We start from the raw sequence: 25,782 nt of genomic DNA on the forward strand, positions 1-25,782 counted from the left end.
CTCCTGATACGGCAGGGTTTCAAGAACTGCCTCTGGCGGGGAATAGCCTGTCAGTGGAACGATCGAGTCGCTTATCGGAGCCTTGCGCTGCGTTCAGATGACCGACCAGCTCGCCGGAAAGTCGATAAATATTGATGCCTCTTAGCTGATAAAGTTTTTGGCCCTTGAGGTCGAAGATGCCCGCGCCGTCCACCACCCCAACGTGGGTGCCGTTGCTATTGAAAATATTGCCGCTCATGACTGACCTCCAAGCGAGGGTCCGGAACCAAGCTGCGCTTGTCGGACCCAGATAGCGAGACAATTCGGACGCCACCCCGGATAGTTTGGGTGTATCCAGACGACCATCGTCAAAGCCAACGGAGGCAATTTAGCCCGGACGCCTCAATTCGCCGGTGAGAAGCTTTGTGACCTCCGGCAATTCAAGGGGGTCTGTTACATCGCCGTCGACGCAATCGACCCAAGGCGGACAACCTATCAAGTCAACATCTCTGACTTATGGTTCGCCCGTTGCTGATGGTGTAGTTTGACACGCGTTGACGCACGCAACGTCGTGACGCAGCTTCAATCTAGTTTCCACACGGACCCGCTTGGACCGGAAGCGAGGGAGGGATACTTCAAGTTCAATTTACCGGCCCAGGTGGCATCGATTACATCAATCCGGCTGACGATCCGCGCAAACAGTAGCCGCCCGCATTGCAAGAGGCCGTCTCACGCGGACACTTGTCTGTCCAGCATTCGCAAGGGAGGATGTCATGCAGTCTTCTCCAAAAGTAGTGAGCGCAGCACTTGCCCTGTGCATAGTGTTGCTATCGTTTGGCTCCAGCGCTTTGGTCGAGCCGAAAGCGGAGGTGGCGACGGCAACCTCGGCATGGGGGCAGGCTATTGGCGAAGGCGATCCCGAAAAGGTGTTGCCGCTCTATTCGGACGATGCCGTGCTCTGGGGTACGCTGTCGCCGACCGTGCGCTCCGACCGGGCGGGGGTACGAGACTATTTCGTGGCTGCCTTCAAGGTTCTGCCCGGCCTCAAGGTCGCCTTTGGCGATCAGCTGATCCGCGTGTACGGGAATGCGGCGGTCAATACCGGCTACTATACGTTCTCCTATGTCAAGGATGGCGAGACGAAGAGCCTGCCCGCGCGCTACAGCTTCACCTACGTCAAGAACGGCGAGCGTTGGCTGATCGTCGACCACCATTCCTCGGCCATGCCTTCAACCCCGAGATAGCCCACCAGATTGTCGAATGGTGACACCCCGCCGCCCGAGCCAAGAGGGCCTACAAAAGCGGACGCTGAAAGCCGACCGGGGCCGCTGAGCTATCCAAATACGGCGGACCTAGGGCAAGGGACTTCATCTAGAAGACATTTTTTGTGGACAGTTTCACGACGCTGCTACCTGGCACCAGCGCGTTAAGTTACCTGATTCAGGGTAGGGACAACCCCGGAGTGATCATGACAACAGTGCAGGCCATTGCATTTGGGGCAATGCTAGCTTGGACTCCAGCGCTCATCGTTATGGCGTTCTTGTTGTGGGATGTTCCCGATCTTGAGGAAGACTAACCTCGTTTTTTTTTGCTCGTAGGGTGCGCGGATGCTCCCGAGCCAGGCCCTTTGGCTGTTCATCAAAGCACGCATCCGCATCGAGCAGATTTGGCATAGGCTAGGAGCCTAGGACCGGTTTTTGGATAGGCCTCGCAAAAGCCTAAACTCGTTGGTCAGTTCGCCGATGCCGTCGATCGCAACCGTCACGGTGTTGACCGGCTCCTTCATCACGCCGATGCCCACCGATGTTCCGCAGGCGATCAGGTCGCCGGGCAGGAGCGTCATGTCGTGCGAGATCTTGCTGACGAGCTGCTGCGCGCTGAAGATCATGTCTGATATGGGATAGTTCTGGCGTTCGGCGCCGTTGAGGATGGTCCGCACCACGAGGCTTGCCGGATCGATGCCTGACGTGATGACCGGGCCGAACGGCCCGTAGCCGTCAAAGCCCTTGGCGCGCGCCCATTGGGCGAAGGTCGCATCGCGGTTGAGAATGTCATTGGCGGTGACGTCGTTGACGCAGGTGTAGCCGAGGATGAAGTCGTCGGCGTCGTCAGGGGAAACGTTGGTGCAGGGCTTTCCGATGACGATGCCGAGTTCGCCCTCATAGGTGGTCTTGCCGTCATAGGAGACGGGACGTTCGATTACTGCGCCCGGCGCGGTGACGCTGGTGGTGGCTTTCAGGAGATACAGAGGCTCGGCCGGCTCCGGCTGTTGCAGCTTGGCGGCGAGCGCATGAAAATTGTTCCAGAGCGCGACGATCTTGGTCGGCTCTGTCGGCGCCAATAGCTCGACATCCCCAAGCGCCAGTATTTGTCCGCTCGGCTTCGAGCTACCGAACACGTTGCCGTCATGCACGGCGATGCCGGATGGCGTGAGCGCGCCGAAGCCGGTTTCACCCTGGTAGCGGAAGCGAAGCCAGTGGGTGACGTTACGCTGCAGCATCACGCCACCGCCGGGATTTTTGCTTCCGGCGCCGGAAGGACCGTTCCGTCGTAGAGGCCGGCGATCTTGGCGCGCTGCGCGACCAGCGCCAGCACGGCATCCAGCGACGGCGTCGGAATCCTGGTCAGCCGTCCCATTTCCTGAACTACCGTCACCAGCGGATCGATTTCCATCGGACGGCTGCGCTCGAGATCCTGCAGCATCGAGGTCTTGTGCGCGCCGACCTTGCGCGCGCCTTCGATACGCCGGTCGACGTCGACGCGGAATTTGACACCGAAGGATTCGGCGATCGCCTGCGCCTCCAGCATGATCGCCTTCGACAGCGCGCGGGTAGGGGGATCGGAGCAGATCACGTCGAGGGTGGCGTGGGTCAGCGCGCTGACCGGGTTGAGGCAGACATTGCCCCACAGCTTGAGCCAGATCTCGTCGCGAATGCGGTCGAGCACCGGCGCCTGCATGCCGGCCCTGGTGAAGACCTCCGAGAGCCGCTGCACGTCCTCGGTGATTTCACCGGAGGGCTCGCCGAGCGGGAAGCGGTCGCCATAGACGTGACGGATCACGCCGGGCGCCTCGATCTCGGTGGCGGGGTAGACGATGCAGCCGATCGCGCGCTGCGGCGTCAGCTCGCGCCACTGCCGTCCGCCGGGATCGATGCTCTCCAGCGTCGAGCCCTCGAGGGCGCCGCCATGCTTGTAGAAGTACCAATAGGGGATGCCGTTCACGGCGGTGACGATTCGGGTCTGCGGCCCGAGCAGCGGCTGCATCTGTTCGAGCACGCCGGTGATCGAATGCGCCTTCAGGCAGATGATGACGAAATCCTGCGGCCCGAGCTCGGACGGGTCATCGGTGCAGCGCGGATGCACGACGCGCTCTTCATCTCCGATCAACAGCTTGAGCCCGTTGGCGCGCATGGCGGCAAGATGCGCGCCGCGCGCCACCAGGCTGACATCGACACCAGCCCGCGCGAGCTGCACGCCGAGATAGCCGCCGATCGCGCCGGCGCCGTAGATACAGATTTTCATGGGATCTTTCGAAAAGCCCGGTGGTTGATGATCAAGCGTCAGCACTGCGCCGGTGCTGAGATCATCTCAGGCCGGCGCGTTGGTGCTGAGCTTCCCTGCGGATATCAAGCCGACGCGGCCAGATTGAAGGGCGTTGCTTCGTCGTCGAATGCGTTGAAGATATCGCGAATGCTGATGACGCCGATCAGGCTGTAATTGTCGATCACAGGCACGTGGCGGATGTGATGCTTGCTCATGAGGTGACGGACATGCTCGAGCGTATCCGTCGATGTGCAGGAGACGAGCTGCTGTACCGAAATGAATTGCGAAACGCGCATGTTCACCCCGGCCACGCCGTGCTGGGCGATCGCGCGCACCACGTCGCGTTCGGTGAACATGCCGACTGCCGTGTTGCCCTCAGTGCGCACGACATCTTTCACCACAAGCGCGCTGATATTGCTGGAGCGCATCAGTTGGGCTGCAATGGCCACGGTCTCGTTCATGCGGATCGTTGCGACACGGGCGGCTTTCTTGCGCAGAATATCTCCAACTTGCATGGCGACCTCCTTGGGTGAACTATTACCTCGAGTCTGGTATACATAATGCCAATTGTCAACACGCTTGATAGTGGAAATCTTTCGCCGGGATGAAGATAAATAGGCAGTATTACTGACGTTCTTGGGACGCTGCTCTCCAGCCGGAGGAGGGGCATCGTCGTCTGGAGCGGGCCAAAAAGCGCTCAGGTATACCGGAGGCCGTACAGGCAAAAGAAAACGCGCCCATCCCTTGGGACGAGCGCGCTTCTTTCGAACAACCGACGGTTCGGATCAGGCCGCAATCTGCGATTTGGCGACCACCGCCTTACGCCAAGGCTTGAGCACGGCTATCGCCAGCACCGAGGCCAGGATATTCGCACCGGCCGCGACGATGAACACGGTGTCCCACGTGCCCGAAGACTGCTGCATGTAGTTCGCCACCGGCACCAGCAGTGCCGCGGTGCCCTTTGCAGTGTAGAGCAGGCCGGCATTGGTGGTCGCGAACTTGGCGCCGAAGGTGTCGGTGCAGGTCGACGGGAAGAGGGAATAGATCTCGCCCCAGGCAAAGAACACGAAGCCCGACAGCAGCACGAACCACACGGGATCGTGGCCCAGCATGTACAGGCCCCAGATGCCGATGCCTTCCATGCCGAACGCGATGAACATGGTGTTCTCGCGCCCGATCATGTCCGAGATCCAGCCGAAGAAGGGGCGGGTCAGGCCGTTGAGGACGCGATCGATGGTGGCGGCGAACGTCACTGCCGTCATCGTCACCGCCATCAGCGTGACCGGTACGCTGTCGACCTTCCAGTCGACGGCGATCGGCTTGAGGTTGGCGGTGACCATCAATCCGCCGGCACCGACGATCACGAACATGAAGTACATCAGCCAGAAGATCGGCTGACGGATCACCTCGGTCGGCTGATAATTGCGCCGGGTCTGGATGATGTTGGCGTTCTGCGTCACCGCAGGCACTTGTCCGGTTTTCGGCGAGAACATGAAGAAGGCGAGGATCACGATGATGATGCCTTGGCCGAGACCGAAATAGAGGAAGGTGGTCTGGAAGCCGGAGTCCTTGATCATCGCCTGGATCGGCGCGACCGTCAGCGCCGAGCCCGCGCCGAAACCGGCGGCGGTGATGCCGGCGGCGAGGCCGCGCTTGTCGGGAAACCATTTCAGCGCGTTGCCGACGCAGGTGCCGTACACGCCACCGGCGCCGATGCCTGCGATGATCATGCCGAGATAGAAGCCGTTGAGGGTAGTCGCCTGGGCGTTGATCGCCCATCCGACGGCGCAGAGGATGCCGCCGACGAGCACGACGAGGCGCGGACCGTATTTATCGACGAACCATCCTTCGACCGGCACCAGCCAGGTCTCGAACAGCACGAACAGCGTAAATGCCCACTGGATCGACGCGCGATCCCATCCGAATTTCTGCTGGATGTCGGGGACGAAGAAAGTCCAACCATATTGATAATTGGCGATCATCACCATTGCGGCGACGCCGATGGCCAATTGCGTCCAGCGATAAGCATCGCTGACTCGGCCAGCTACGGGGGCCGCTCCTTGCACGGTGTCTGTCATTTTTCCTCCAAAGGGCTGTTCTATCGATGCCCGACAGCTCGCGCGAACTCTGGTATATGTTATGCCAGCAGACAAGAGGAAATTTAGAGCTCTGCAAAGAATTTAGATTCGTGGGCAAGGTGGTTGCGCGCGCACAAAAAAAGGCCGCGCAGTTTGCGCGGCCTCATGTCCGTCATCAGTAGAAGTTGTTGTTTCGCCTTAAGTTAGCGGCGCCGTTCAGGCCATCGCACCCCGCAGACGGGTATAGCCGTGCTGGATCACCGACCAGAACAGCGCGATCAGTCCGAGGACCATGATCGTGCCCACCAGCGGGTTGGACAGGAATATGCCGAACGATCCCTGGGATCCCAGTAGCGACTGCCGGAACGCCTCTTCCGCCTTGTCGCCGAGCACGATGGCCAGCACCAGCGGCGCGAGGGGATAATTGCACTTCTTGAGCAGATAGCCGATCACGCCGAACACTAGCATCAGCACGACGTCAAACGTAGAGCTGTGGACCGAGTAGGCGCCGATCGCGCAGAGCACCAGGATCAGGGGTGCAATGATGCTGAAGGGCACGCGCAGGATTGCCGCGAAAATCGGAACGCATGTCAGCACCACGATGAGGCCGACGAGGTTTCCGAGATACATCGAGGCGATCAGGCCCCAGACGAATTCCTTCTGTTCGACAAACAGCATCGGGCCGGGCTGCAGGCCCCAGATCAGGAGGCCGCCGAGCAACACTGCGGCCGTCGGCGAACCGGGCACGCCGAGCGAGAGCATCGGCAGCAGGGCAGCGGTGCCCGCGGCATGCGCCGCGGTCTCCGGCGCGATCACGCCTTCGACCTCGCCCTTGCCGAAATTGTTGCCGTTCTTGGCCACGCGCTTGGCGATGCCGTAGCTCATGAACGAAGCCGGCGTGGCGCCAGCGGGCGTAATGCCCATCCAGCAGCCGATGAAGCAGGAGCGCAGCGAGGTCATCCAGTATTTGGGCAGTTCCTTCCAGGTCTGCAGCACGACCCGCAGATTGATCTTGGCCTTGCCGCCGCGGAAGGCGAGCCCTTCCTCCATCGTGAGCAGGATTTCACCGATGCCGAACAGCCCGATCACGGCAATGAGGAAGTCGAAGCCGTTGAGCAGGTGGGTGGAGCCGAATGTCAGCCGCAACTGCCCGGTGATGGAATCAAGTCCGACAGCGGCAAGTGCAAAGCCGATCATCATGGCTGCAATGGTCTTGAATGGCGGCTCCTTGCTCAGGCCCACGAAGCTGCAGAAGGCAAGGAAATAGACCGCGAATTTTTCCGCTGGACCAAACTGCAGCGCAAAACTGGCGACCAGCGGCGCGACCAGCGTGATCATGATCACGGCAAACAGCGCGCCGACGAAGGATGAGGTGAAGGCGGCGGTCAGGGCCTCGCCGGCCTTGCCCTGCTGCGCCATCGGATAGCCGTCGAACGTCGTGGCCACCGACCATGGTTCGCCGGGTATGTTGAAGAGAATTGAGGTGATCGCGCCGCCGAACAGCGCGCCCCAATAGATACAGGACAACATGATAATCGCCGACGTCGGCGACATGCTGAACGTCAGCGGCAGCAGGATGGCGACGCCATTGGCGCCGCCCAGTCCCGGCAGCACGCCGATGATGACGCCCAGCACGATGCCGAGCACCATCAGCATGATGTTGTAAGGCTGCAGCGCGACCGCAAAGCCATGAAAAAGATTGACGAGTTCTTCCATCCCGATAATCCCTGACTGTGCGCTGTTGTTAAAGACCGAGCCACTCTTCAAGCGGTCCCTTGGGAAGCGGGACCATGAACCAGCGCTCGAAAATCAAATAGGTGACGATGGGCATGCCGAACGAAATCGCGAGCACGACCGGCCATTTGTATTTGCCCAGCCATCGCATGAACCACGCGATGAAGATGGTGGAGGCGACATACAATCCGATGAACGGGATGGCGCTGACATAGATCGCGGTGGGAATGACGACGCTGAGAACCTGACGAAGCTGCCCCCATTCGGCGAACAGCCCGTCATTGTCTTCGCGCAGTCCGTTCCAGAGGTTTATCGCGCTGGAAACAAGGATGAAGAGGCCGATGTAGAACGGGAAGAAGCCGGCGCGGGGACCTTCGGCGCCCCAATTGATCCCCGCCTTGACGCTGCCGATGATCACGATCACTCCGAACAGAGCGATCAATAACGTGACGCCTGCTTCCACGAGCTTGTGGGTCGGGCCGGTGTTGCTGGAACTGCCTGTCGACATCAAAACTCCATGCGCAATCAAGCCCGCGGAAGCTGAGCCCGCCGTCTGCGTTGTTACTTACGAACGATCAGTGCTTACCGGTCAGTTGCTCGGGGCGAGGAAGCCGGCGTCTTTCATCAGAGTCTGATGACGCTTTTCCTCGGCCTCTATCCACTTGGCGTAATCAGCGCCGGTCAGGAACGTTGTGTTGAATGCACCGCTCTTCATGAAGTCCTGCCATTCCGGCGTGGCGCGAACCTTCTTGAAGAGATCGATATAATACTCGACCTGGTCCTTGGTGGCCCTGGGGGACATGAAGATGCCGCGCAGCATCAGATATTCCATGTCGAGACCTTGCGACTTGCAGGTCGGAATGTCTTTCCAGCTCTTGCCGTCCGCAATCTGCTCGTCATAGCTCATCGGCTGTGCGTCGAACACGCAGAGCGGACGCAGCTTGCCGCCCCGCCATTGCGCGACCGCCTCGATCGGATTGTTGACGGTCGAATCGACGTGGTTGCCGACGAGCTGCACCGCGACTTCGCCGCCGCCCTTATAGGGGATGTAGGTGAAACGGGTGCTGGTAGCCTTTTCGACCGCGACCGTGATGATCTGGTCTTCCTGCTTCGAGCCGGTACCGCCCATCTTCATGGAGCCCGCGGGTGCAGCCTTCACCGCCTCGATGTACTCTTTCGCCGTCTTGTACGGCTTCTCCGCGTTCACCCAGAGAACGAATTCGTCGAGCGCCAGCATGGCGACCGGTGTGAGATCCTTCCAGTTGAATGGAATGCCGGTTGCGAGTGGCGTCGTGAAGAGGTTGGAGAGCGTGATGATGATCTTGTGCGGATTACCGCCCGATCCCTTGAGGTCGAGGAAACCTTCGCCGCCGGCGCCGCCCGACTTGTTGATGACGACAAGCGGCTGCTTCATCAGGCTATGCTTGGTGACGATGCCCTGGATCGTCCGCGCCATCTGATCGGCGCCGCCGCCAGTGCCGGCCGGAACGATGAACTCGACGGGGCGCACCGGCTCCCACGCGGCAGTTGCGGGAAACGTGATCCCGCCTGCGCACATTGCCGCGATCGCTCCGAACGCAAGATGTGTAGAACGCCTCATTTGCTTCACTCCCGTCGAGCTGTGGTTACGCCGTTCTTTGCCGGCTTGCTTAGTTCATTCCCGATCAAAACTTTCGGGTCTTCTTGCACCCATGATCGTCACGCCGCAATGGTTGCCTCGTCGCGACCGCTGCAGGCTTGAATTGTACGAGGGGCCTTTCGGCGCGGCATCCGCTGCTTTCGGCCAATGTTGATGTTGATGTGAGGAGCACAGGAAAAACGGGAGGCATCCAGGCCTTGCCCGTCCTCGGTAACGTCGCGTTTGCTGTCCCTGAGGACTGCACGTTTCCCATCCCCTCATGCGCTCCTTGCTTATTGATACGAGCGTCTCTGGAACCATTCTTGTATATGATATGCCAGCATGCAAATGGTTTTTGGTCGCGCGGGGCCGGCCGGCCAATTTGTCGCAGTTGCCTATAACTCCAGCTATGCGCGCGTCCAAATGAAAATGGCCCCGGGAACCGGGGCCATTAGTCGGAAGGTGTTCAGTTTGCTTGCAGGGCAGGGAGCGGAACTGACGTCCGAGCCTGCCAAAATCAGTATCAGAGACCGAAATAGGGGAGGTCGCCGTTGCGAATGGCGATCCGGCTGCTTGCGGTCAGAAAGCGGTCGATCGAGGCCATCAGGTGGCCGAACAGGGTGCTGGTGGGCAGGAGGTCGATAGACGCAGTCTTGGACATGAAGTTCCCTTTCTGAAGTGGCGGAGCAGTCCGCTTCTGATCTGAAGGGGAATTTACGTATACCAGATACCAGAAACAATCGCTTTGTTTGCGGAGCAGCATTGTGCGTGTGCAATGCAGCAAGTCGACCAGCGCCGCTGGCACTCCAGAACAAAAAAGGCCGCCGGAACCCGGCGGCCTTTGTATTCGGAGTACAAGCAGACCTATTCGGCCGCCTGCTTCCGCGGCGGATCGAGCGCGCCGGAATCGTGGATTTCCGCCACCTGATGATCGCTGAAGCCGAGAACCTGGCGCAGGATCTCATCGGTGTGCTCGCCGAGCAGCGGCGAACGCGTCACTTCGCTCGGTGAGTCCGACAGCTTGATCGGATTGCCGACCGAAATGTACTTGCCGCGGGTCGGATGATCGACCTCGACCACGGTGCCGGTCGCGCGCAGCGACTGGTCTTCGGCAATCTCCTTCATCGACAGGATCGGGCCGCAGGGGATGTCGTCCTTGTTGAGGATTTCCATCGCCTCGAACTTTGTCTTGGTCATCGTCCACTGTTCGATGCGCGCGAAGATTTCGTTCAGCCGCGGCAGCCGGGCCGCCGGCTTGGCGTAGTTCGCATCGGTCTTCCAGGTGGGCTCGCCGATGACGTCGCAGATCTTCTCCCACACCGGCGCCTGGGTGATGAAGTAGATGTAGGCGTTCGGATCGGTCTCCCAGCCCTTGCACTTCAGGATGCGGCCGGGCTGGCCGCCGCCGGAATCGTTGCCGGCGCGCGGCACGGCTTCGCCGAACGGAATGCCTTCGCCGAACTGGCTGTATTCCTTCAAGGGACCATGGGCGAGGCGCTGCTGGTCGCGCAGTTTGACGCGGGCAAGATTCAACACGCCGTCCTGCATCGCGGCGGTGACCCGCTGGCCCTGGCCGGTCATGGTGCGCTGATAGAGTGCGGTGACGATGCCGAGCGCGAGGTGCAGGCCGGTGCCGCTGTCGCCGATCTGTGCGCCGGTGACGAGCGGCAGGCCATCGCGGAAGCCGGTGGTCGAGGCCGCGCCGCCGGTGCACTGGGCGACGTTCTCATAGACCTTGCAGTCTTCGTAAGGCCCGGGGCCGAAGCCCTTGATCGAGGCCACGATCATCTTCGGGTTGATGCTGTGGATCTTCTCCCAGGGGAAGCCCATGCGGTCGAGCACGCCGGGGCCGAAGTTTTCCACCAGCACGTCGCAGGTCTTGATCAGCGCGGTGAGGACTTCCTTGCCCTTCGGGTTCTTGGTGTCGAGCGTGATCGAACGCTTGTTGTGGTTGAGCATGGTGAAATACAGGCTGTCCACATTGGGGATGTCCTGCAACTGGCCACGCGTGATGTCGCCGACGCCGGGGCGCTCGACCTTGATCACGTCGGCGCCGAACCAGGCCAGCAATTGCGTGCAGGTCGGACCCGACTGAACGTGGGTGAAATCAAGAATACGAACGCCCTTGAGCGCCTTTGTCATCGTCTATGCTCCGTACTGTGTCTGTGCTGCGTGTGCAGGATGAATGATTTGAAGTCGGTTATTTCTTCTTCAAAACGCTCTGTGGATTGAGATTGCCGATGCGGCCGCTCTCGGAACCGGCTGCCGGATCGATCACGGCATTGATGAGCGTCGGCTTGCCGGAATCCATCGCGGCGTTGACGGCGCGCTTCAGCTCGTCGGGCGAGGTGGCGTTGATGCCGACGCCGCCGAAGGCTTCCATCATCTTGTCGTAGCGCGAGCCCTTGACGAATACCGTCGTCGCCGGATCCGAACCGCCCGAATTGACGTCGGTGCCGCGATAGATGCCGTCATTGTTGAAGATGACGATGCAGACCGGAAGCTGGTAACGGCAGATGGTCTCGATCTCCATGCCGGAGAAACCGAAGGCCGAGTCGCCCTCGATCGCGAGCACCGGCTTGCCGGTTTCGACGGCGGCTGCGATCGAATAGCCCATGCCGATGCCCATCACGCCCCAGGTGCCGACGTCGAGGCGCTTGCGCGGCTTGTACATGTCGATGACGCCGCGGGCGAGGTCGAGCGTATTGGCACCTTCGTTGACGAGGATGGCGTCGGGCCGCTCCTTGATGATGGTGCGCAGTGCGCCGAGTGCGCCGTGATAATCCATCGGCGAGGCGTTGCTCATCAGCTTCGGCGCCATCTTGGCGACGTTGTCGTCACGCTTCTTGTTGACGGTATTGACCCAGTCGGCCGGCGCGGCGGACCAGCTGCCGCCCATGCCTTCGAGCAGGGCGGACACGCAGGAGCCGATATCGCCGACCACGGGTGCCACGATCTCGACGTTGGAATCCATTTCCTTCGGCTCGATGTCGATCTGGATGAATTTCTTCGGGGCATCGCCCCAAGTCTTGCCCTTGCCGTGCGACAACAGCCAGTTGAGGCGGGCGCCGATCAGCATGACGACGTCGGCGTCCTTCAGCACGGTCGAGCGCGCCGCACCGGCCGACTGCGCATGGGTGTCGGGCAAGAGGCCCTTGGCCATGCTCATCTGCAGGAACGGGGCGCCGGTCTTTTCGACGAAGGCGCGGATCTCATCGTCGGCCTGCGCATAGGCCGCACCCTTGCCGAGAATGATGAGGGGGCGTTTCGCACCCTTGAGCACGTCGAGCGCGCGCTTGACCGCTGACGGGGCAGGGATCTGGGCGGGCGCTGCGTCGATCACCTTCACCAGCGACTTCGCGCCGGCAGCCGCATCCATCACCTGACCGAAAAGTTTTGCCGGCAGGTCGAGATAAACGCCGCCCGGGCGGCCCGAGACGGCGGCACGGATCGCGCGCGCCAGGCCAATGCCGATGTCGGCGGCGTGCAGGACGCGGAAGGCCGCCTTGCAGAGCGGCTTGGCGATCGCAAGCTGGTCCATCTCTTCATAGTCGCCCTGCTGCAGGTCAACGATCTCGCGTTCGGAAGAGCCTGAAATCAGGATCATCGGGAAGCAGTTGGTGGTGGCGTGGGCCAGCGCAGTGAGGCCGTTGAGGAAACCGGGCGCCGAAACGGTGAGGCAGACGCCCGGTTTCTTGGTTAGGTAGCCGGCAATCGAAGCGGCGTAGCCGGCATTCTGCTCGTGGCGGAACGAGAGCACGCGAATGCCTTCGGCCTGCATCATGCGTCCAAGATCCGTGATCGGGATGCCCGGCACACCATAGATGGTGTTGATGCCGTTGAGCTTGAGTGCGTCGATGACGAGATGAAAGCCATCCGTCAGCTCTTGCTCGGTGCCCGGTGCTTCGGATTTGGTCGCGGTATTCAGCATGGGCTCATCTCCCTGATCGTTTTGGTTCGGACGATTTTTCGTCGTCTTCTGGTGCGAAGGTACGTCTAGTTAAACAGTTCCTGCCCGTGCGCTTCGACGTAGGCGGCAAGGCCCAGCGTGTGGTCGCGCGCGCGTTTCTCGGCGAGTTCGGTGTCGCGTGCTTCCAGCGCCTCGATGATCGCCAGATGCTCGGGCAGGGAGGTCGCGGTGCGATCCTTCCGTCCGATGGTCAATTGCCGGTAGCCGCGCACGTGCAGCAGGATATCGTTGGTCATATCGACCAGCACCGGCGACTCCGACAGCGAGATCAGCGCCTGATGGAACGCGATATTGGCCTTGGAATATTCCTCGACATGATCCTGCGGCAGCCGGTCCTTGCCGAAATCCTTGAAGAAATCGCGCAGCGCCGTGATGTCCTTCTTGCGCGCGGTGGTCGTGATCAGGCGTGCGGCCATGCTTTCGAGCGCGGCCCAGGCGCGGATCATGTCCACGATTTCGGTCTTGGTGCGGCGGACCACCACGATGCCGCGACGCGGCACGGTTTTGACGAAGCCGTCCTGCTCCAGCATCGCGATGGCTTCGCGAATAGGGGTGCGGCTGACGCCGAGGCGTTCGGACAGCGCGCGCTCGTCGAGCATCACCTGCTCGGGCGTCGCATAGATGTCCATCTTGAGAATAGCTTCCTTCAAGGCCTCGTAGGCCTTGTTCTTGAAGCTCGTCTCGGGCGCAATCCGGACGATTGTAATATCAGCCTCAGCCATGACAGGCGGCGCCTTGGTTTGTTTTCGTTCGGGCACGACTCGTCTCCTCCCTGTTGGAGACGTCTTCTTAGCAGAAGAAATGCTCGAATATTTTTGGCATACCAAATACCAGAATGTCAAGATGCCTTTGTTTTCGCTATTTCCGCGCGATACTTTGACTTGACAATCTGATCTCTGGCATACCAAATGCCATAAAATTAGCCCCAGGAGGAAGCCAATGTCAAATTCTGCAGATGCGGCCCGCAAGATCGCCGAGCCGAGCGCCAAAGAGGCTGTCCGCCAGGTGCTCAATACGGTGAAGGCTGAAAAGCGCACCAGCCTCACCGCGCCGGAAGGCAAGGTGGTGTGCGACGCCTACGGCATCCCGGTTCCGAAGGAAGGCGTGGCGAAGTCCGCCGCTGAAGCATCCAAGCTGGCGTCGACCATGGGCTTTCCGGTGGTGATGAAGATCGTCTCGCCGGACATTCTGCACAAGACCGAAGCCGGCGGCGTCGTGGTCGGCGTCAAGACCGCGGCCGATGCGGAAAAGACCTACGAGACTATTCTCGCAAATGCGAAGAAGTATAAGGCTGACGCCAAGATCGAGGGCATCCAGGTCCAGCAGATGCTGGCCGGCGGCACCGAGGTCATCGTCGGTTCCATTACCGACGGCTCGTTTGGCAAGCTGGTGGCGTTCGGCCTCGGCGGCGTGCTGGTCGAAGTGCTGAAGGACATCACCTTCCGCCTCGCGCCCGCGACCAAGGACGATGCCCTGTCGATGCTCGACGGCATCCAGGCCCATGACATGCTGAAGGGCGTGCGCGGCGGCGATCCGGTCTCTCGTGAGGCACTCGCCGAAATCATCGTCAAGGTATCGCAGCTCGTCAGCGATTTCCCCGAAATCGTCGAACTCGACCTCAATCCCGTATTCGCCACCAAGAAGGACGCGATCGCCGCCGACGTGCGCATCGTCGTCGATTTCGATTACAAGCCGCGCCCGGCGCCGCGCCCAACCGGCGAAATCGTTGCCGCGATGAACCGCATCATGCAGCCGGTGGGCGTCGCCGTGATCGGCGCCTCCGCCGAGGACGGCAAGATCGGCAACTCCGTGATGAAGAACCTGATCAACGGCGGCTACAAGGGCGAGATCTATCCGATCCACCCGAAGGCCGCCGAGATCCTGGGCTACAAGGCCTACAAGAGCGTCAAGGATGTCCCCGGTGTGATCGACACGGCGGTGTTTGCGATCCCCGCGAAGTTCGTTGCCGGTGCGCTGGCCGAATGCGGCGAGAAGAAAATTCCAGGCGCGGTTCTGATTCCGTCGGGCTTTGCCGAAGCAGGCGCCCCCGAATTGCAGGCTGAAATCGTCGAAGTCGGCAAGAAGTACAACATCCGCCTGATGGGACCGAACATCTACGGCTTCTATTATACGCCCGCCAATCTCTGCGCGACTTTCTGCACCGCCTACGACGTCAAGGGTTCGGCGGCGCTGTCGTCGCAGTCCGGCGGCATCGGCATGGCGATCATCGGCTTCTCGCGCTCGGCCGAGATGGGCGTCTCCGCGATCGTCGGCCTCGGCAACAAGTCCGACATCGACGAGGACGATCTGCTCGCCTTCTTCGAGCAGGATCCGAACACCGCGATCATCGCGCAGCACTGCGAAGACCTGAAAGACGGCCGCGCCTTTGCGGAGGCCGCCAAGCGGGTCTCCAAGAAGAAGCCGGTGGTCGTGCTGAAGGCGGGCCGCACATCGGCCGGTGCCAAGGCTGCCTCGTCGCATACCGGCGCGCTCGCCGGCAACGACAAGATCTATGAGGACGTGTTCGCCCAGTCCGGCGTGATCCGCGCCCGGTCCCTGCGGCAATTGCTCGAATTCGCCCGCGGCGTGCCGGTGCTGCCGACGCCGAAGGGCGAGAACATCCTGATCATCACCGGTGCGGGCGGCTCGGGCGTGCTGCTCTCGGACTCGGTGGTCGACAACGGCCTGTCGCTGATGACGATGCCGCCGGACCTCGATGCCGCGTTCCGCAAGTTCATTCCGCCGTTCGGCGCGGCTGGAAATCCGGTTGACATCACCGGTGGCGAGCCGCCGATCACCTATGTCAACACGGTCAAGCTCGGCCTGTCGGACGAGCGGATCCATTCGCTGATCCTCGGCTACTGGCACACCATCGTCACGCCGCCGATGGTGTTCGCCCGCAACATGGTCGAGGTGAAGAAGGAGATGGAGGCCAAGGGTTTTGTGAAGCCGATCGTCGCCTCGCTCGCCGGCGACGTCGAGGTCGAGGAGGCCGCCGAATATCTCTACCAGAACGGCATCCCGGCCTATGCCTATTCGACCGAGTTGCCGGTCGAAGTGTTGGGCGCCAAGTACAAGTGGGCGCGCGGCGCGGGCCTGCTCTGAGTTAGACGATCGATGCCGCTTCGGTTCGCCGAAGCGGCATTTTCTTTTGACGCTCGACATGAAGCGAAATTGCCAGGAATTCAGCGGCTCACGGTCTGATACCCGATAGAGGCAGGTCGCGATGAAGCGAAACGTGATCCGGCGCAAACCGGTCGAGCCGAAATCCGGCGCCGACAATGATTCCGATTCCAGGGATGGCGGCGTCCAGTCGGTCGACCGCGCGCTCTCCATCATCGAAGTGCTGGCCGAAGATGACGAGGGCTATCGGCTCACCGATCTCGCGGTTCGCACGGGGCTCTCGACCTCGACCGTGCACCGCCTGCTGGCGACGCTGGAGAAGCGCCGCTTCGTCCAGTTCGACCGCACCGAATCGAAATGGCATGTCGGCGCCCAGAGCTTTGCGGTCGGCGCCACCTTCACCCGCCGTCGCAATTTTACGGCGCAGGCGATGCCTTATCTGCGCAAGCTACGGGATCTCACCCGTGAAACCGCCAATCTTGCCGTCGTCGACGACGAATCCATCATCGTCCTGACCCGCATGGAAAGCCGCGAGATCATGCGCTCGCTGACCAAGGTCGGTGGCCGTGTCGCCATGGTCGCCTCCGGCGTCGGCAAGGCCGTGCTCGCCACCTATTCCGACGCTGATGTCAACGCCATCATTTGCCGCCAGGGCATGCCGCGCCTGACGGAGAAGTCGATCGTGCGGCCGGGCGAGCTGTTCCGCGAGCTCGAGGTGATCCGACGCCAGGGCTATGCGGTCGACGATGAGGAAGCGCGCATGGGGCTGCGCTGCGTTGCCGCCGTCGTCTACAGCGACTGCAGCGAGCCGCTGGCGGCGATTTCGGTCTCCGGCATGACCTCGCGCGTCACCGAAGAGCGTGTGCCCGAGCTCGGGAGAATTGTGCGCGAGGTGGCGGCCGAGCTGACGGTCGCGCTCGGCGGCGTGATGCCGGGAGCGAAACCGCTCACATGAAGAGCGTCGGTCTCAGATCTTCGCTGTACTCGAATGGTGAGCGCTGTCAGCGCCTGCCGACTCGATTGACGGGACCGCCACGATTCATCGGTACTCCACGCCGGACTCCAACACCTACGGCGCCGACGCCGGGGGTCACCACGGCTCGCGCGACCGGCCGCGGCCGCAGCACCACGCCGGGCCTTACGATGCACCCGGCAGGATACGCAACGTATTGGCAGTAAACTACGGCACTGGCCTGTTCCGTACTTGCGGCCACGAACCCACCTATCAGCAGCGCCGACAACGTGATCGAAAGCTTCATTCGGCGTCCTTCGAGATATCTCGTCGTCCGTTTCATGGATGGCCTCCATTTTTGCGGCCCGCATCCGCAATCCCGGCAGTGCACAACTTCGCACCTTCGCCGAAGCTACAGCCTATGTGCGCGGAGGACTATGAGAAACTAGCCTGGAGAAATCGCCGCAGCTAATAAGCGGCAGCGTGGCTGCCCTAACTGATCTGGCATCGTGGGCTTCCAGGCGGTTTGGAGAAAGCCTACCATCGCGTTAGGTGAAATTTGTTGAGGACATCACTGACTCCGACAGCTCTGGCCGGATAATGCACCGATCGGATGTCCCTGACGAGATAACTCACCGAGATCATGGGGGCGCTGATGATGTTGCGCTTGTCCGGAGCCGTGCTGGCTGGCGTTTGCGCCGGGACGGTGTTTGCCACGAGTGTCGCCGCGGAAGATCAAACCACGGACATCGGCACGCTCGACAAGGAGACGGCCGATAAGGCGTTCCCCACCAAGCCACCTTATTCGCCATATGCGGGACGCAATTTCCCGACACGGCCGTACTTCGGCGACACGCACACGCACACCTCTTACTCGATGGACGCGGGCGCGTTCGGCGCTCGGCTCGGCCCAAAGGACGCTTATCGCTTTGCCAAAGGCGAGGAAGTTATCGCTTCCAGCGGGCAACGCGCGAAACTTTCGCGCCCGCTGGATTTCATGGTGGTAACGGATCATTCGGACGGCATGGGCTTTTTCCCGCAACTGATCGGCGGCGATGCTGGCCTGCTGGCGACGCCGCAGGGTCGCAAGTGGTACGACGAGATCAATTCCGGCAAGGGTGCCCAGGCAGCTATCGATATCATTACCAGCTTCGGCAAGGGGCAAATGCCGAAGGGCTTCCCGACGCCGGGGACGCCGGCCTATCGCAGCGCCTGGCGCGAAACGATCAAGGCGGCGGAAGAAGCCAATGAACCCGGCCGCTTCACTGCTTTCATCGGCTATGAGTGGACCTCGAACGCTGGCGGCAACAACCTTCATCGCAATATCATTTGGCGCGACAACGGAGCCAAGGCGAGTCTCGTCGAACCTTTCACCACGTTGCCGCCGTTGGGCAGCCCAAATCCTCGCGATCTCTGGAAATGGATGGCGATGGTTGAGGAAAAAACCGGTGCTGAAATTCTTGCGCTTGCACACAACGGCAATCTGAGCAACGGCCGGATGTTTCCAATCATCGAGTCGTTCAATGGCAAGCGGATCGACCGCGAATATGCGGAGAACCGCACGCGTTGGGAGCCGCTCTATGAAGCCACGCAAATCAAGGGCGATGGCGAGACCCATCCATTTCTTTCGCCCAACGACGAGTTCGCCAATTTCGAACGTTGGGACAAGGGCAACCTCGATCTGACAGAAGTGAAGAAGCCTGAAATGCTGGAATTCGAGTACGTCCGTTCGGCATTGAGGAACGGCCTCAAGATGGAAGCCGAATTCGGCGTAAATCCCTACAAATTTGGTCTGGTCGGCAGCACCGATGCTCATACCGCGCTCGCGGCAGTCGAGGAGGACAATTTCTTCGGCAAGACAACTTCGTCCGAACCAAGTGCCGGTCGAGCGACGCATCCCTTCGTCAAGACCGACAAGGCCGTCATCATGGGCTGGGAGACGACCGCCTCCGGCTACGCCGCGGTATGGGCCACGGAAAATACCCGCGAGGCGATTTTCGACGCCATGAAGCGGCGAGAGACCTATGCCACCACCGGGCCGCGCATGGCCGTTCGCTTCTTCGGCGGCTGGGATTTTGAGGCGGCCGACGCCAACAACCGCATGCCGGCGCGAGTTGGCTACACCAAGGGCGTGCCGATGGGCGGAGATTTGAACAACGCGCCAAACGGAAAGTCGCCCACCTTCCTTGTCGCCGCGTTGAAGGATCCGATCGGCGCCAATCTGGATCGCATCCAGGTCATCAAGGGCTGGGTCGGAAAAGACGGCCAGACGCTGGAACGAATTTACGACGTCGCAGTATCCGGAGACCGCAAGATCGATGCAGACGGCCGCAGCAGAACATCCGTCGGCAGCACCGTCGATGTCGCGAACGCGACATGGACCAACACGATCGGCGCGGGCGAGATGATCACGGTCTGGAAGGATCCCGACTTCGATCCGGCATTGCGCGCCTTCTACTATGTGCGCGTGATCGAAATTCCGACGCCGCGCTGGACGGCCTATGACGCAAAATACTTCGGTATCAAAATGCCGGCTGAAGCCGCGATGACGACCACCGAACGCGCTTATACCTCGCCGATATGGTACACGCCTTGATTTCTCGGCTGCTGAGAGAGCCATTACTTCAGTTTCTCGCCCTTGGCGCCATGCTGTTCGGGCTCTACGGCCTGGTCGGCAAGCAAAGCGCGGAGGCGCCCGAGAAAATCGTTGTTTCCGCTTCGCGGATCGCCAACCTCGGTGACGGATTTGCGCGGACGTGGCGGCGACCGCCGAGCGAACAGGAACTGCAGGACCTGATTGAGGACTACATCCGCGACGAGGTCTTCTACCGCGAGGGCAGGGCGGCCGGACTGGACCGCGACGACGCCGTCATTCGACGCCGCGTGCGGCAGAAGATGGAATTTCTCGCCGAGGACATGTCCGTACCGGAGCCGAATGATGAGCAGCTTGCGGCCTATCTCGCGTCCAACCCAGAGCGCTTCAGAGCCGAGGACAGTCTCACATTCCGTCACGTCTTCCTGAGTGCTACGCGGCGCCAAAATACCATCGACAGCGATAGCAAACAGATTGCGAGCATCCTGGCTCGCGCCGACGCGGCTGTAGATGCGACGGCACTCGGCGATCCCTTCCTGCTTGGCGAGGAGTTTCGCGGCGTCTCGGCAACAAAGGTAATGAACCAATTTGGTGAAAGGTTTGCCAAACGGATACTCGCGATGGAAGAGGGCCGCTGGCAGGGACCGGTTGCTTCGGGCTTTGGGCAGCATTTCGTTTTTATCAGCGAACGGGTGTCGGGAGGCCTGCCACCGCTCGATGATATCAGGGCAGCCGTCCGCCGAGAATGGGCGAACGCGCGGCGCCTTGAGGCGGAACATAAGCTTTATGCCTCGCTGCGGGAGCGCTACGAAATCGTGGTGGAGGCGCCTCGGGAAAAGGCGGCGGAGGCCGTCAGCCGATGAATCGCTTCCGTTTTCTCCTTGCCGTTCTGACGGTGCTGCTGCCGCAACTTGCCTTCTCGGATGAACTTCGGCCGGGCTATCTTGAAATACGCCAGACCAGCCCCGACGCCTATAATCTGCTTTTCAAGATTCCCGCGCGGGGGGAGGAATTGCGGCTCGCGATCTACGTCAAACTGCCCGAGGGCACTCAAGACGTAGGGCCGCCGCGGGCGTCATTTAGCGCTGGGGCCTACGTCGAACGCCGCAGCATTCGGCGGGATGGAGGGCTCGCCGGGCAGACGGTATCGATTGAGGGCTTGTCGGCCACATTGACTGATGTACTCGTTCGGGCCGAAAGCCTTGCCGGCGGAATACAGACCGAGCGGCTGTCTCCGACGAAGACGACGTTCATTGTTCAGGCCACGCCAGGCGCGGGCGAGGTCGCTGCAACCTATCTGCGCCTTGGCGTCGAACACATCCTTTTCGGCTTCGATCACCTGCTCTTTGTGCTGGCGCTGGTGATCCTCGTTCGAGGCTGGGCCCGCGTCGCCCTTACAGTGACGGCATTCACTATCGCGCACAGCGTTACCCTTGCCGCGTCGACACTCGGTTTCGTGAACGCGCCGGGTCCGCCTCTTGAAGCAACCATAGCGCTTAGCATTATGCTTGTTTCGGTCGAGATTCTGAACGCACGGCGCGGAAGGCCAAGTCTGACGGCGCGTATGCCATGGCTGGTTGCCTTCAGCTTTGGGCTCTTGCACGGTTTCGGCTTCGCCGGAGCGCTGGCGGAGGTGGGATTACCTCAACATGCGATCCCCGTTGCGCTGCTGTTTTTCAATATTGGGGTGGAGGTCGGACAGCTTATCTTTGTCGCCGCAGTGTTGTCGGCAATATCGTTACTACGCTACGCTGCGTCCCGGCTATTGGAGCCTGCGCCCTTACAGCGAGCATTTGACCGGCTCGATGTGGCGGTCGGCTACGCCATAGGCGTCGTGGCGGCCTACTGGCTGGTTGAGCGAACGACCGCCTTTTTCGCATAACAAAGCGCCCTGCGGGGCACCGCCTGCTTGGTTTCTCCACGCGGCTCGGGAGCGAAGCGGCTATTCCATCGGGCGACGCTGGAGACGGCATTTCCCGGGCTTTCCGATCCGGTACGCGGCCGGTGAACGTTCAACGCTAGCCCGCGCGCCAGCCCATTTCCCAGAAGTCGGCTTCGAGCCGGGTGGCTTCCTTGAAGATCGCGATCAGCTCTGCCTCGCGCGCCGGCGTGGCATAGCGATCGGCAAGGGCTTCCAGGTGCTCCCGCGCTTTCGCCGCGACCTCCTGATAAGGTCCGCCGGCATACTCGGCGATCCAGACGCGATACGGGTTTGCTGCAGCGAGCGCATCGGGTCGCGCGGCGAGCCGCGTCGCGATCTCTGCGTAGCCGATCACGCAAGGGGCGAGCGCCACCTTGAGCGCCAGGAGATCACCGCGCATTCCGGCGTCGAGCACGTAGCGCGTATAAGCCAGCATCTCGACCGCCGGGCGTGCTTGTTCAAGATCGGTGGCCGACAGGCCCCAGCCGGCGCAGAGCTTCACATGCAGGTTCATCTCGACGTCGAGAATGGCCGAGAGGCCGCCAGCCGCCTCGCGCATGTCGGCGAGCGTGGGCGACTTGTAGACGGAGAGGGCGTAGGCGCGGGCAAACTCGATAAGGAACAGGTAGTCCTGAACGAGGTAGTGACGAAACGCCGCTTCTGCGAGCGAACCGTCTGCCATCCCTTCCGTAAAGGGGTGCTCGGTGTAGAGGCGCCATTCGGCGGATGCTGCGGTTTTCAGTCGCTCGAAGAAACTCATGAACTCTTTCGCAAGGGTGGATTTCGCAAGGGCGGTTTTCTCAGGGAGCGTCTTTGGCACGCCACCCAGTCATGTTGAAGCGCTTTTCTGCCGAGCTCCTGGAAAATGGCCTGTTGCGTCGCCTAGTTGACGGGCCCGCCGCGACCTAAATGTTCAATGTCTGGCTCGGCTCTCTTCACCCCGGTCCTCCGGTTGACCATGATTGTCACGAGCCAAAGCACGATGCCCACCCCGAGCAGGACACCGGCGACATGGTACTGAACAACGGCTCGGCCGGTCCAGGGACCCGTGAGGAAGGCACAGAACACGGCACCCAGGATCGGCAGAATGGTCGGCGTGCGGAAATGCTGGTGATCCACAGGATCGCGCCGAAGCACCAGGACGGCAATATTCACCACCGTGAAAACGCACAACAAGAGAAGCGCGGTGGTGCCTCCAAGTGCCGGCACCTCACCGACAAATGTGATCAGGGCAAATGCCAGCAAGGTCGTGAAGCCGATGGCGACATAAGGTGTCCGCCGCGTTTGGTGTACTTTGCCGAGGGCTGGCGGAAGCACATGCTCGCGGCTCATGCCGTACACAAGGCGGCTGGCCATGAGCATATTGATGAGTGCGCTATTGGCCACGGCAAACATGGTGATGAAGCCGAAGATCCAAAGCGGAAAATTTGGCGCGCCTTGCTGGACCACTTGCAGAAGGGGAGTCTCGCCTTCGCCCAACTGCTCCGGCGCCACCAGCGTGATCGCCGAGATCGAGACAAGAACATAGATGAGACCGGTAATCACAAGGCCGGTAAGCAACACCTTTGGAAAGTGACGGGTTGGATCCTTGCATTCCTCGGCCATGTTGACCGAATCCTCGAAGCCCACCATGGCAAAGAATGCCAGCGTGGTTGCGGCAATCACCGGCCAGAACATGCTGCCGTCCGCGCTCGTACGAAACTGAACGACTCGCGAGACATCGCCCTGGCCCAACCCGATCGCCCAAAGGCCGATCACGATAATAATCAGCAGTCCTGTCAGCTCTACGCAGGTGAGGACGACGTTAGCCTTCACGCTTTCGCCGACGCCGCGGAAATTGACCGCAGCAACGATTGCCATGAAAGCGAGACCGGTAGCGGTGATGGCAAAGCCCGATAGATTGAGCCCCATCGCGCTCGACATGTTCGCGGCAAAAGCCCGGGAAGCCGTCGATGCCGAGGTGATGCCTGAGCACATCACCGCAAACGCAACGATGAACGTGATGAAATGGATGCCAAAAGCCTTATGCGTATAAAGGGCAGCGCCGGCAGCTTTGGGATATTTCGTGACCAGCTCGAGATAGCTGAACGCGGTCACAAGTGCGACCACAAAAGCGACCACGAAAGGCAGCCATACCACGCCTCCCACTTGCTTCGCGACCTGGCCAGTGAGCGCATAGATCCCGGTGCCGAGAATGTCGCCGACGATGAACAGCAAGAGCAACCATGGGCCCATGACCCTGTGAAGACTTGGTTCGGCGCCGCTTGCTTGAGTGCCGGCGTTGACAGGGACATCGGTCATCGCACGTCCTTATTCGCTCCCGGTAACGCGTTCAGTGTATCGACAATCAAAGGTTTACTGCAATAGCCATCTATTCCTCTCAGGATGGACCAGCCGCCTCATCGACGAGCGTTTACCCGCACTGGGCCGCACCGTGCGCGATGTGGCGACCGAACTGACGGCCGCGCCCGGCGAGGTGCTGCCTGCGGCAAAATCTTGCTGAGTGTAGCCGGGAACATCGAAGTTCGTTCTGACTTCGACAACGTTCAAGTTCGATCATGGAGGCCGAATGTCGCGCCGCACTGCGCTGCGGTAACGCTCCGCTATCCGCGGATCGCCGCATTGGCCTTCTCGGCGGCGTTGGTCATCGCGATCTTCGCCGGTCTCGCTCCGGAGACCACTTCATTCACGCCGATCATGAACGCGTCCAGGATGGGTCTCGAGAGCGAATGGAAAAGGATTGCCTTGGCGCGGTCGACATCGGCATTCTGCAAGTTGGTCAGCGCCGCCTCCGCGGCTTGGGCGCCGAACGCCTTCTTGAAGCCCTCGCTCGACCAGGCCGATACGCGTGTCGTCGCCAGCCCCGCTGCGGCGGAGCGCAGCGAGGTCGGCTTGCTTGTCGCCCACAGCAGAAACAGGAAAGCCGCCCGCTTGTTTCGTGACCTGGAATTGATGCATGCCTGCCAGTGCGACATGAACGGCACGGACGTGCGACCGGCGACATGTGGAAAGGCGGCAAACACGGCCTGCCTGGCAACGTGGCTTTTTGCTGGATTGGAGATGTCGGTAGCGAAGTTGCTGCTGTCGATCGCCATCGCCGTCTTGCGCTGAAGGAAGTCGTCCAGCACGTGATACCATTCGTAGCCGCTCACACCACGAGATCCGGCTTGACTGAGCAGCTGACCGAACATCTCGATGGCCGCGATGGCCTCCGGGGTCGCGAAAGCGGCCTTGTTGTCCTTGACCATGTCCCCGCCATAGGAGAACACGAAGCTCATGGCCGGCACGGACGAATTGCCACCGGCTTGAGCCCGCATGGCTATCCCGGACATCTCATTGGTCTTGACCGCGTTCGCGGTAACAAGCAGCTCATCGAAAGTCCGGGGAACCGGCAGGTTCTTGGCCGCCAGCGCATCGCCGTTGATGAACAAGGTCACCGCCTCGGACGTGATCGGCATGGCGTAGCGTTCGCCGTCCCGCCACAACGGAAAGACGCGAGCGGTCTTAAGAAGGTCGCTCTCGTCATACCAGCCGAGATCGGTCAGCGACTTGTCGGAATAATGGGCGTTCAACGGCTCGAGCCAGCCGTTCGAGATGCCCTGGCCATAGGTCGTGTACATGAAGACGTCGGGTGTGCCGCCGCCACGGTTGAGCTGGATCGGCAGCGCGCCCAGGTAGGTGGTCTCCAATCGGAAGTCGGTAACGACGCTGATACCGGTGAGCTTGGTGAAATCCCACAAAAGCGGGGTAATCGCGTTCGACCAGGGATGGATCGCGCCCGCGAGCGTGATCGTCTGCCCGGCAAATTGTTTCCAATCTATCCCAGCGTTGGCATAGCTCGCGGCGCCATCCTCTGCGAAACCCCACCGCGGCAATATGGCGAGGGCAGGCAAAGCCACCCCCGCCGCGCCCAATCCCTTGACGAAGTTGCGCCGGCTACCCGGCCCTGGACTGCCCGGCGAATTTTCGTTTTGCGACTTTTCATCTGGAGCCATGTGGTTGCTCCTGCCGGCGGATCGGCCTTGGCCTTCGCAACGCGGGGGCGGGGCCTTACCCGTGACGTTCTTGCCCCTTGCGTGTAATCTGAGTGGTAGAGCGTGCCGGTTCCCGTTTCACCCACGCGGACTGTGGCTATATTTCATTATACTAGCAATGCTCTGCGTCGGCATCAGAAAACAATCGCTCACGCGAGCATCGAAGACCTGGGTCCATGTCAGTCACTCTGAGCCAGTCCTCTCGGTGGTTTGCGCGTCCGCTGGCGCTGGTGATCG

At 61.0% G+C, this 25,782-nt stretch carries 22 protein-coding genes; 6 read left to right on the plus strand and 16 right to left on the minus strand.

Annotation, left to right across the window (positions count from 1 at the left end; all coding sequences use genetic code 11):
• Positions 1 to 19: 19 nt before the first annotated feature.
• On the minus strand, positions 20 to 238 hold the full coding sequence (locus tag IVB22_RS06475; RefSeq protein ID WP_247516464.1) for a hypothetical protein: 219 nt from the start codon (positions 236 to 238) through the stop codon (positions 20 to 22).
• A gap of 514 nt (positions 239 to 752) precedes the next feature.
• Between IVB22_RS06475 and IVB22_RS06480 the strand changes: the two genes are divergently transcribed.
• Complete coding sequence (locus tag IVB22_RS06480) at positions 753 to 1,223, plus strand: SgcJ/EcaC family oxidoreductase (protein WP_247516465.1); 471 nt, start codon at positions 753 to 755, stop codon at positions 1,221 to 1,223.
• A gap of 440 nt (positions 1,224 to 1,663) precedes the next feature.
• On the opposite strand, the gene IVB22_RS06485 is transcribed toward IVB22_RS06480, so the two are convergent.
• The 11 genes from IVB22_RS06485 to IVB22_RS06535 form a co-directional block, all read right to left on the minus strand.
• Positions 1,664 to 2,479: a fumarylacetoacetate hydrolase family protein gene (locus tag IVB22_RS06485; protein ID WP_247516466.1), complete on the minus strand. Its 816-nt coding sequence runs from the start codon at positions 2,477 to 2,479 to the stop codon at positions 1,664 to 1,666.
• Positions 2,479 to 3,501: a 2-dehydropantoate 2-reductase gene (locus IVB22_RS06490; protein WP_247516467.1), complete on the minus strand. Its 1,023-nt coding sequence runs from the start codon at positions 3,499 to 3,501 to the stop codon at positions 2,479 to 2,481. Before IVB22_RS06490 ends, IVB22_RS06485 begins: the two co-directional genes overlap by 1 nt.
• 104 nt (positions 3,502 to 3,605) lie before the next feature.
• Positions 3,606 to 4,037 carry a CBS domain-containing protein gene (locus tag IVB22_RS06495; protein WP_247516468.1) on the minus strand — a complete coding sequence of 144 codons (432 nt, stop codon included), beginning with the start codon at positions 4,035 to 4,037 and terminating at the stop codon, positions 3,606 to 3,608.
• Between the two features lie 270 nt (positions 4,038 to 4,307).
• A complete protein-coding gene (gene oxlT / locus IVB22_RS06500) occupies positions 4,308 to 5,600 on the minus strand; it encodes an oxalate/formate MFS antiporter (RefSeq protein ID WP_247516469.1) in 1,293 nt (430 codons plus the stop codon).
• A 216-nt stretch (positions 5,601 to 5,816) separates the two neighbouring features.
• Positions 5,817 to 7,316 carry a tripartite tricarboxylate transporter permease gene (locus IVB22_RS06505; protein ID WP_247516470.1) on the minus strand — a complete coding sequence of 500 codons (1,500 nt, stop codon included), beginning with the start codon at positions 7,314 to 7,316 and terminating at the stop codon, positions 5,817 to 5,819.
• 28 nt (positions 7,317 to 7,344) lie between these two features.
• A complete protein-coding gene (locus tag IVB22_RS06510) occupies positions 7,345 to 7,842 on the minus strand; it encodes a tripartite tricarboxylate transporter TctB family protein (protein ID WP_247516471.1) in 498 nt (165 codons plus the stop codon).
• Between the two features lie 81 nt (positions 7,843 to 7,923).
• A complete protein-coding gene (locus IVB22_RS06515; RefSeq protein WP_247516472.1) occupies positions 7,924 to 8,934 on the minus strand; it encodes a tripartite tricarboxylate transporter substrate binding protein in 1,011 nt (336 codons plus the stop codon).
• A 541-nt stretch (positions 8,935 to 9,475) separates the two neighbouring features.
• Positions 9,476 to 9,613 (minus strand): hypothetical protein, encoded by a 138-nt coding sequence (locus IVB22_RS06520; protein ID WP_247516473.1) that lies wholly within the window; start codon positions 9,611 to 9,613, stop codon positions 9,476 to 9,478.
• Between the two features lie 203 nt (positions 9,614 to 9,816).
• Positions 9,817 to 11,094: a formyl-CoA transferase gene (frc, locus tag IVB22_RS06525; protein ID WP_247516474.1), complete on the minus strand. Its 1,278-nt coding sequence runs from the start codon at positions 11,092 to 11,094 to the stop codon at positions 9,817 to 9,819.
• 58 nt (positions 11,095 to 11,152) lie between these two features.
• Complete coding sequence (oxc, locus tag IVB22_RS06530) at positions 11,153 to 12,883, minus strand: oxalyl-CoA decarboxylase (RefSeq protein ID WP_247516475.1); 1,731 nt, start codon at positions 12,881 to 12,883, stop codon at positions 11,153 to 11,155.
• 65 nt (positions 12,884 to 12,948) lie between these two features.
• On the minus strand, positions 12,949 to 13,644 hold the full coding sequence (locus IVB22_RS06535) for a GntR family transcriptional regulator (protein WP_249805046.1): 696 nt from the start codon (positions 13,642 to 13,644) through the stop codon (positions 12,949 to 12,951).
• Between the two features lie 217 nt (positions 13,645 to 13,861).
• Between IVB22_RS06535 and IVB22_RS06540 the strand changes: the two genes are divergently transcribed.
• Positions 13,862 to 16,027 carry an acetate--CoA ligase family protein gene (locus tag IVB22_RS06540; RefSeq protein ID WP_247516477.1) on the plus strand — a complete coding sequence of 722 codons (2,166 nt, stop codon included), beginning with the start codon at positions 13,862 to 13,864 and terminating at the stop codon, positions 16,025 to 16,027.
• 121 nt (positions 16,028 to 16,148) lie between these two features.
• On the plus strand, positions 16,149 to 17,000 hold the full coding sequence (locus IVB22_RS06545; protein WP_247516478.1) for an IclR family transcriptional regulator: 852 nt from the start codon (positions 16,149 to 16,151) through the stop codon (positions 16,998 to 17,000).
• A 46-nt stretch (positions 17,001 to 17,046) separates the two neighbouring features.
• Here IVB22_RS06545 and IVB22_RS06550 read toward each other — a convergent pair whose 3' ends face one another.
• Positions 17,047 to 17,304 carry a hypothetical protein gene (locus tag IVB22_RS06550; protein ID WP_247516959.1) on the minus strand — a complete coding sequence of 86 codons (258 nt, stop codon included), beginning with the start codon at positions 17,302 to 17,304 and terminating at the stop codon, positions 17,047 to 17,049.
• Between the two features lie 348 nt (positions 17,305 to 17,652).
• Between IVB22_RS06550 and IVB22_RS06555 the strand changes: the two genes are divergently transcribed.
• From IVB22_RS06555 to IVB22_RS06565, 3 genes are read left to right on the plus strand one after another with little or no spacing between them, the layout of a single operon-like run.
• Positions 17,653 to 19,593 carry a DUF3604 domain-containing protein gene (locus IVB22_RS06555; protein WP_374207475.1) on the plus strand — a complete coding sequence of 647 codons (1,941 nt, stop codon included), beginning with the start codon at positions 17,653 to 17,655 and terminating at the stop codon, positions 19,591 to 19,593.
• A 50-nt stretch (positions 19,594 to 19,643) separates the two neighbouring features.
• Positions 19,644 to 20,453, plus strand: coding sequence for a peptidyl-prolyl cis-trans isomerase (locus tag IVB22_RS06560; protein ID WP_247516479.1), 810 nt, complete (start codon positions 19,644 to 19,646; stop codon positions 20,451 to 20,453).
• Positions 20,450 to 21,472, plus strand: a complete 1,023-nt coding sequence (locus IVB22_RS06565) for a HupE/UreJ family protein (protein WP_247516480.1) — start codon at positions 20,450 to 20,452, stop codon at positions 21,470 to 21,472. The genes IVB22_RS06560 and IVB22_RS06565 overlap by 4 nt, the downstream gene beginning before the upstream one ends.
• A 136-nt stretch (positions 21,473 to 21,608) precedes the next feature.
• Here IVB22_RS06565 and tenA read toward each other — a convergent pair whose 3' ends face one another.
• From tenA to IVB22_RS06580, 3 genes are all read right to left on the minus strand, one after another.
• Entirely contained in the window at positions 21,609 to 22,271 is a 663-nt protein-coding gene (gene tenA / locus IVB22_RS06570) for a thiaminase II (RefSeq protein ID WP_247516481.1), read from the minus strand.
• 122 nt (positions 22,272 to 22,393) lie between these two features.
• Positions 22,394 to 23,812: an APC family permease gene (locus IVB22_RS06575; protein ID WP_247516482.1), complete on the minus strand. Its 1,419-nt coding sequence runs from the start codon at positions 23,810 to 23,812 to the stop codon at positions 22,394 to 22,396.
• A 302-nt stretch (positions 23,813 to 24,114) separates the two neighbouring features.
• Entirely contained in the window at positions 24,115 to 25,506 is a 1,392-nt protein-coding gene (locus IVB22_RS06580) for an ABC transporter substrate-binding protein (protein ID WP_247516483.1), read from the minus strand.
• Positions 25,507 to 25,782 lie beyond the last annotated feature (276 nt).

Origin of the sequence: Bradyrhizobium sp. 190 (assembly GCF_023073415.1) — a bacterium.
GTDB lineage: Bacteria > Pseudomonadota > Alphaproteobacteria > Rhizobiales > Xanthobacteraceae > Bradyrhizobium.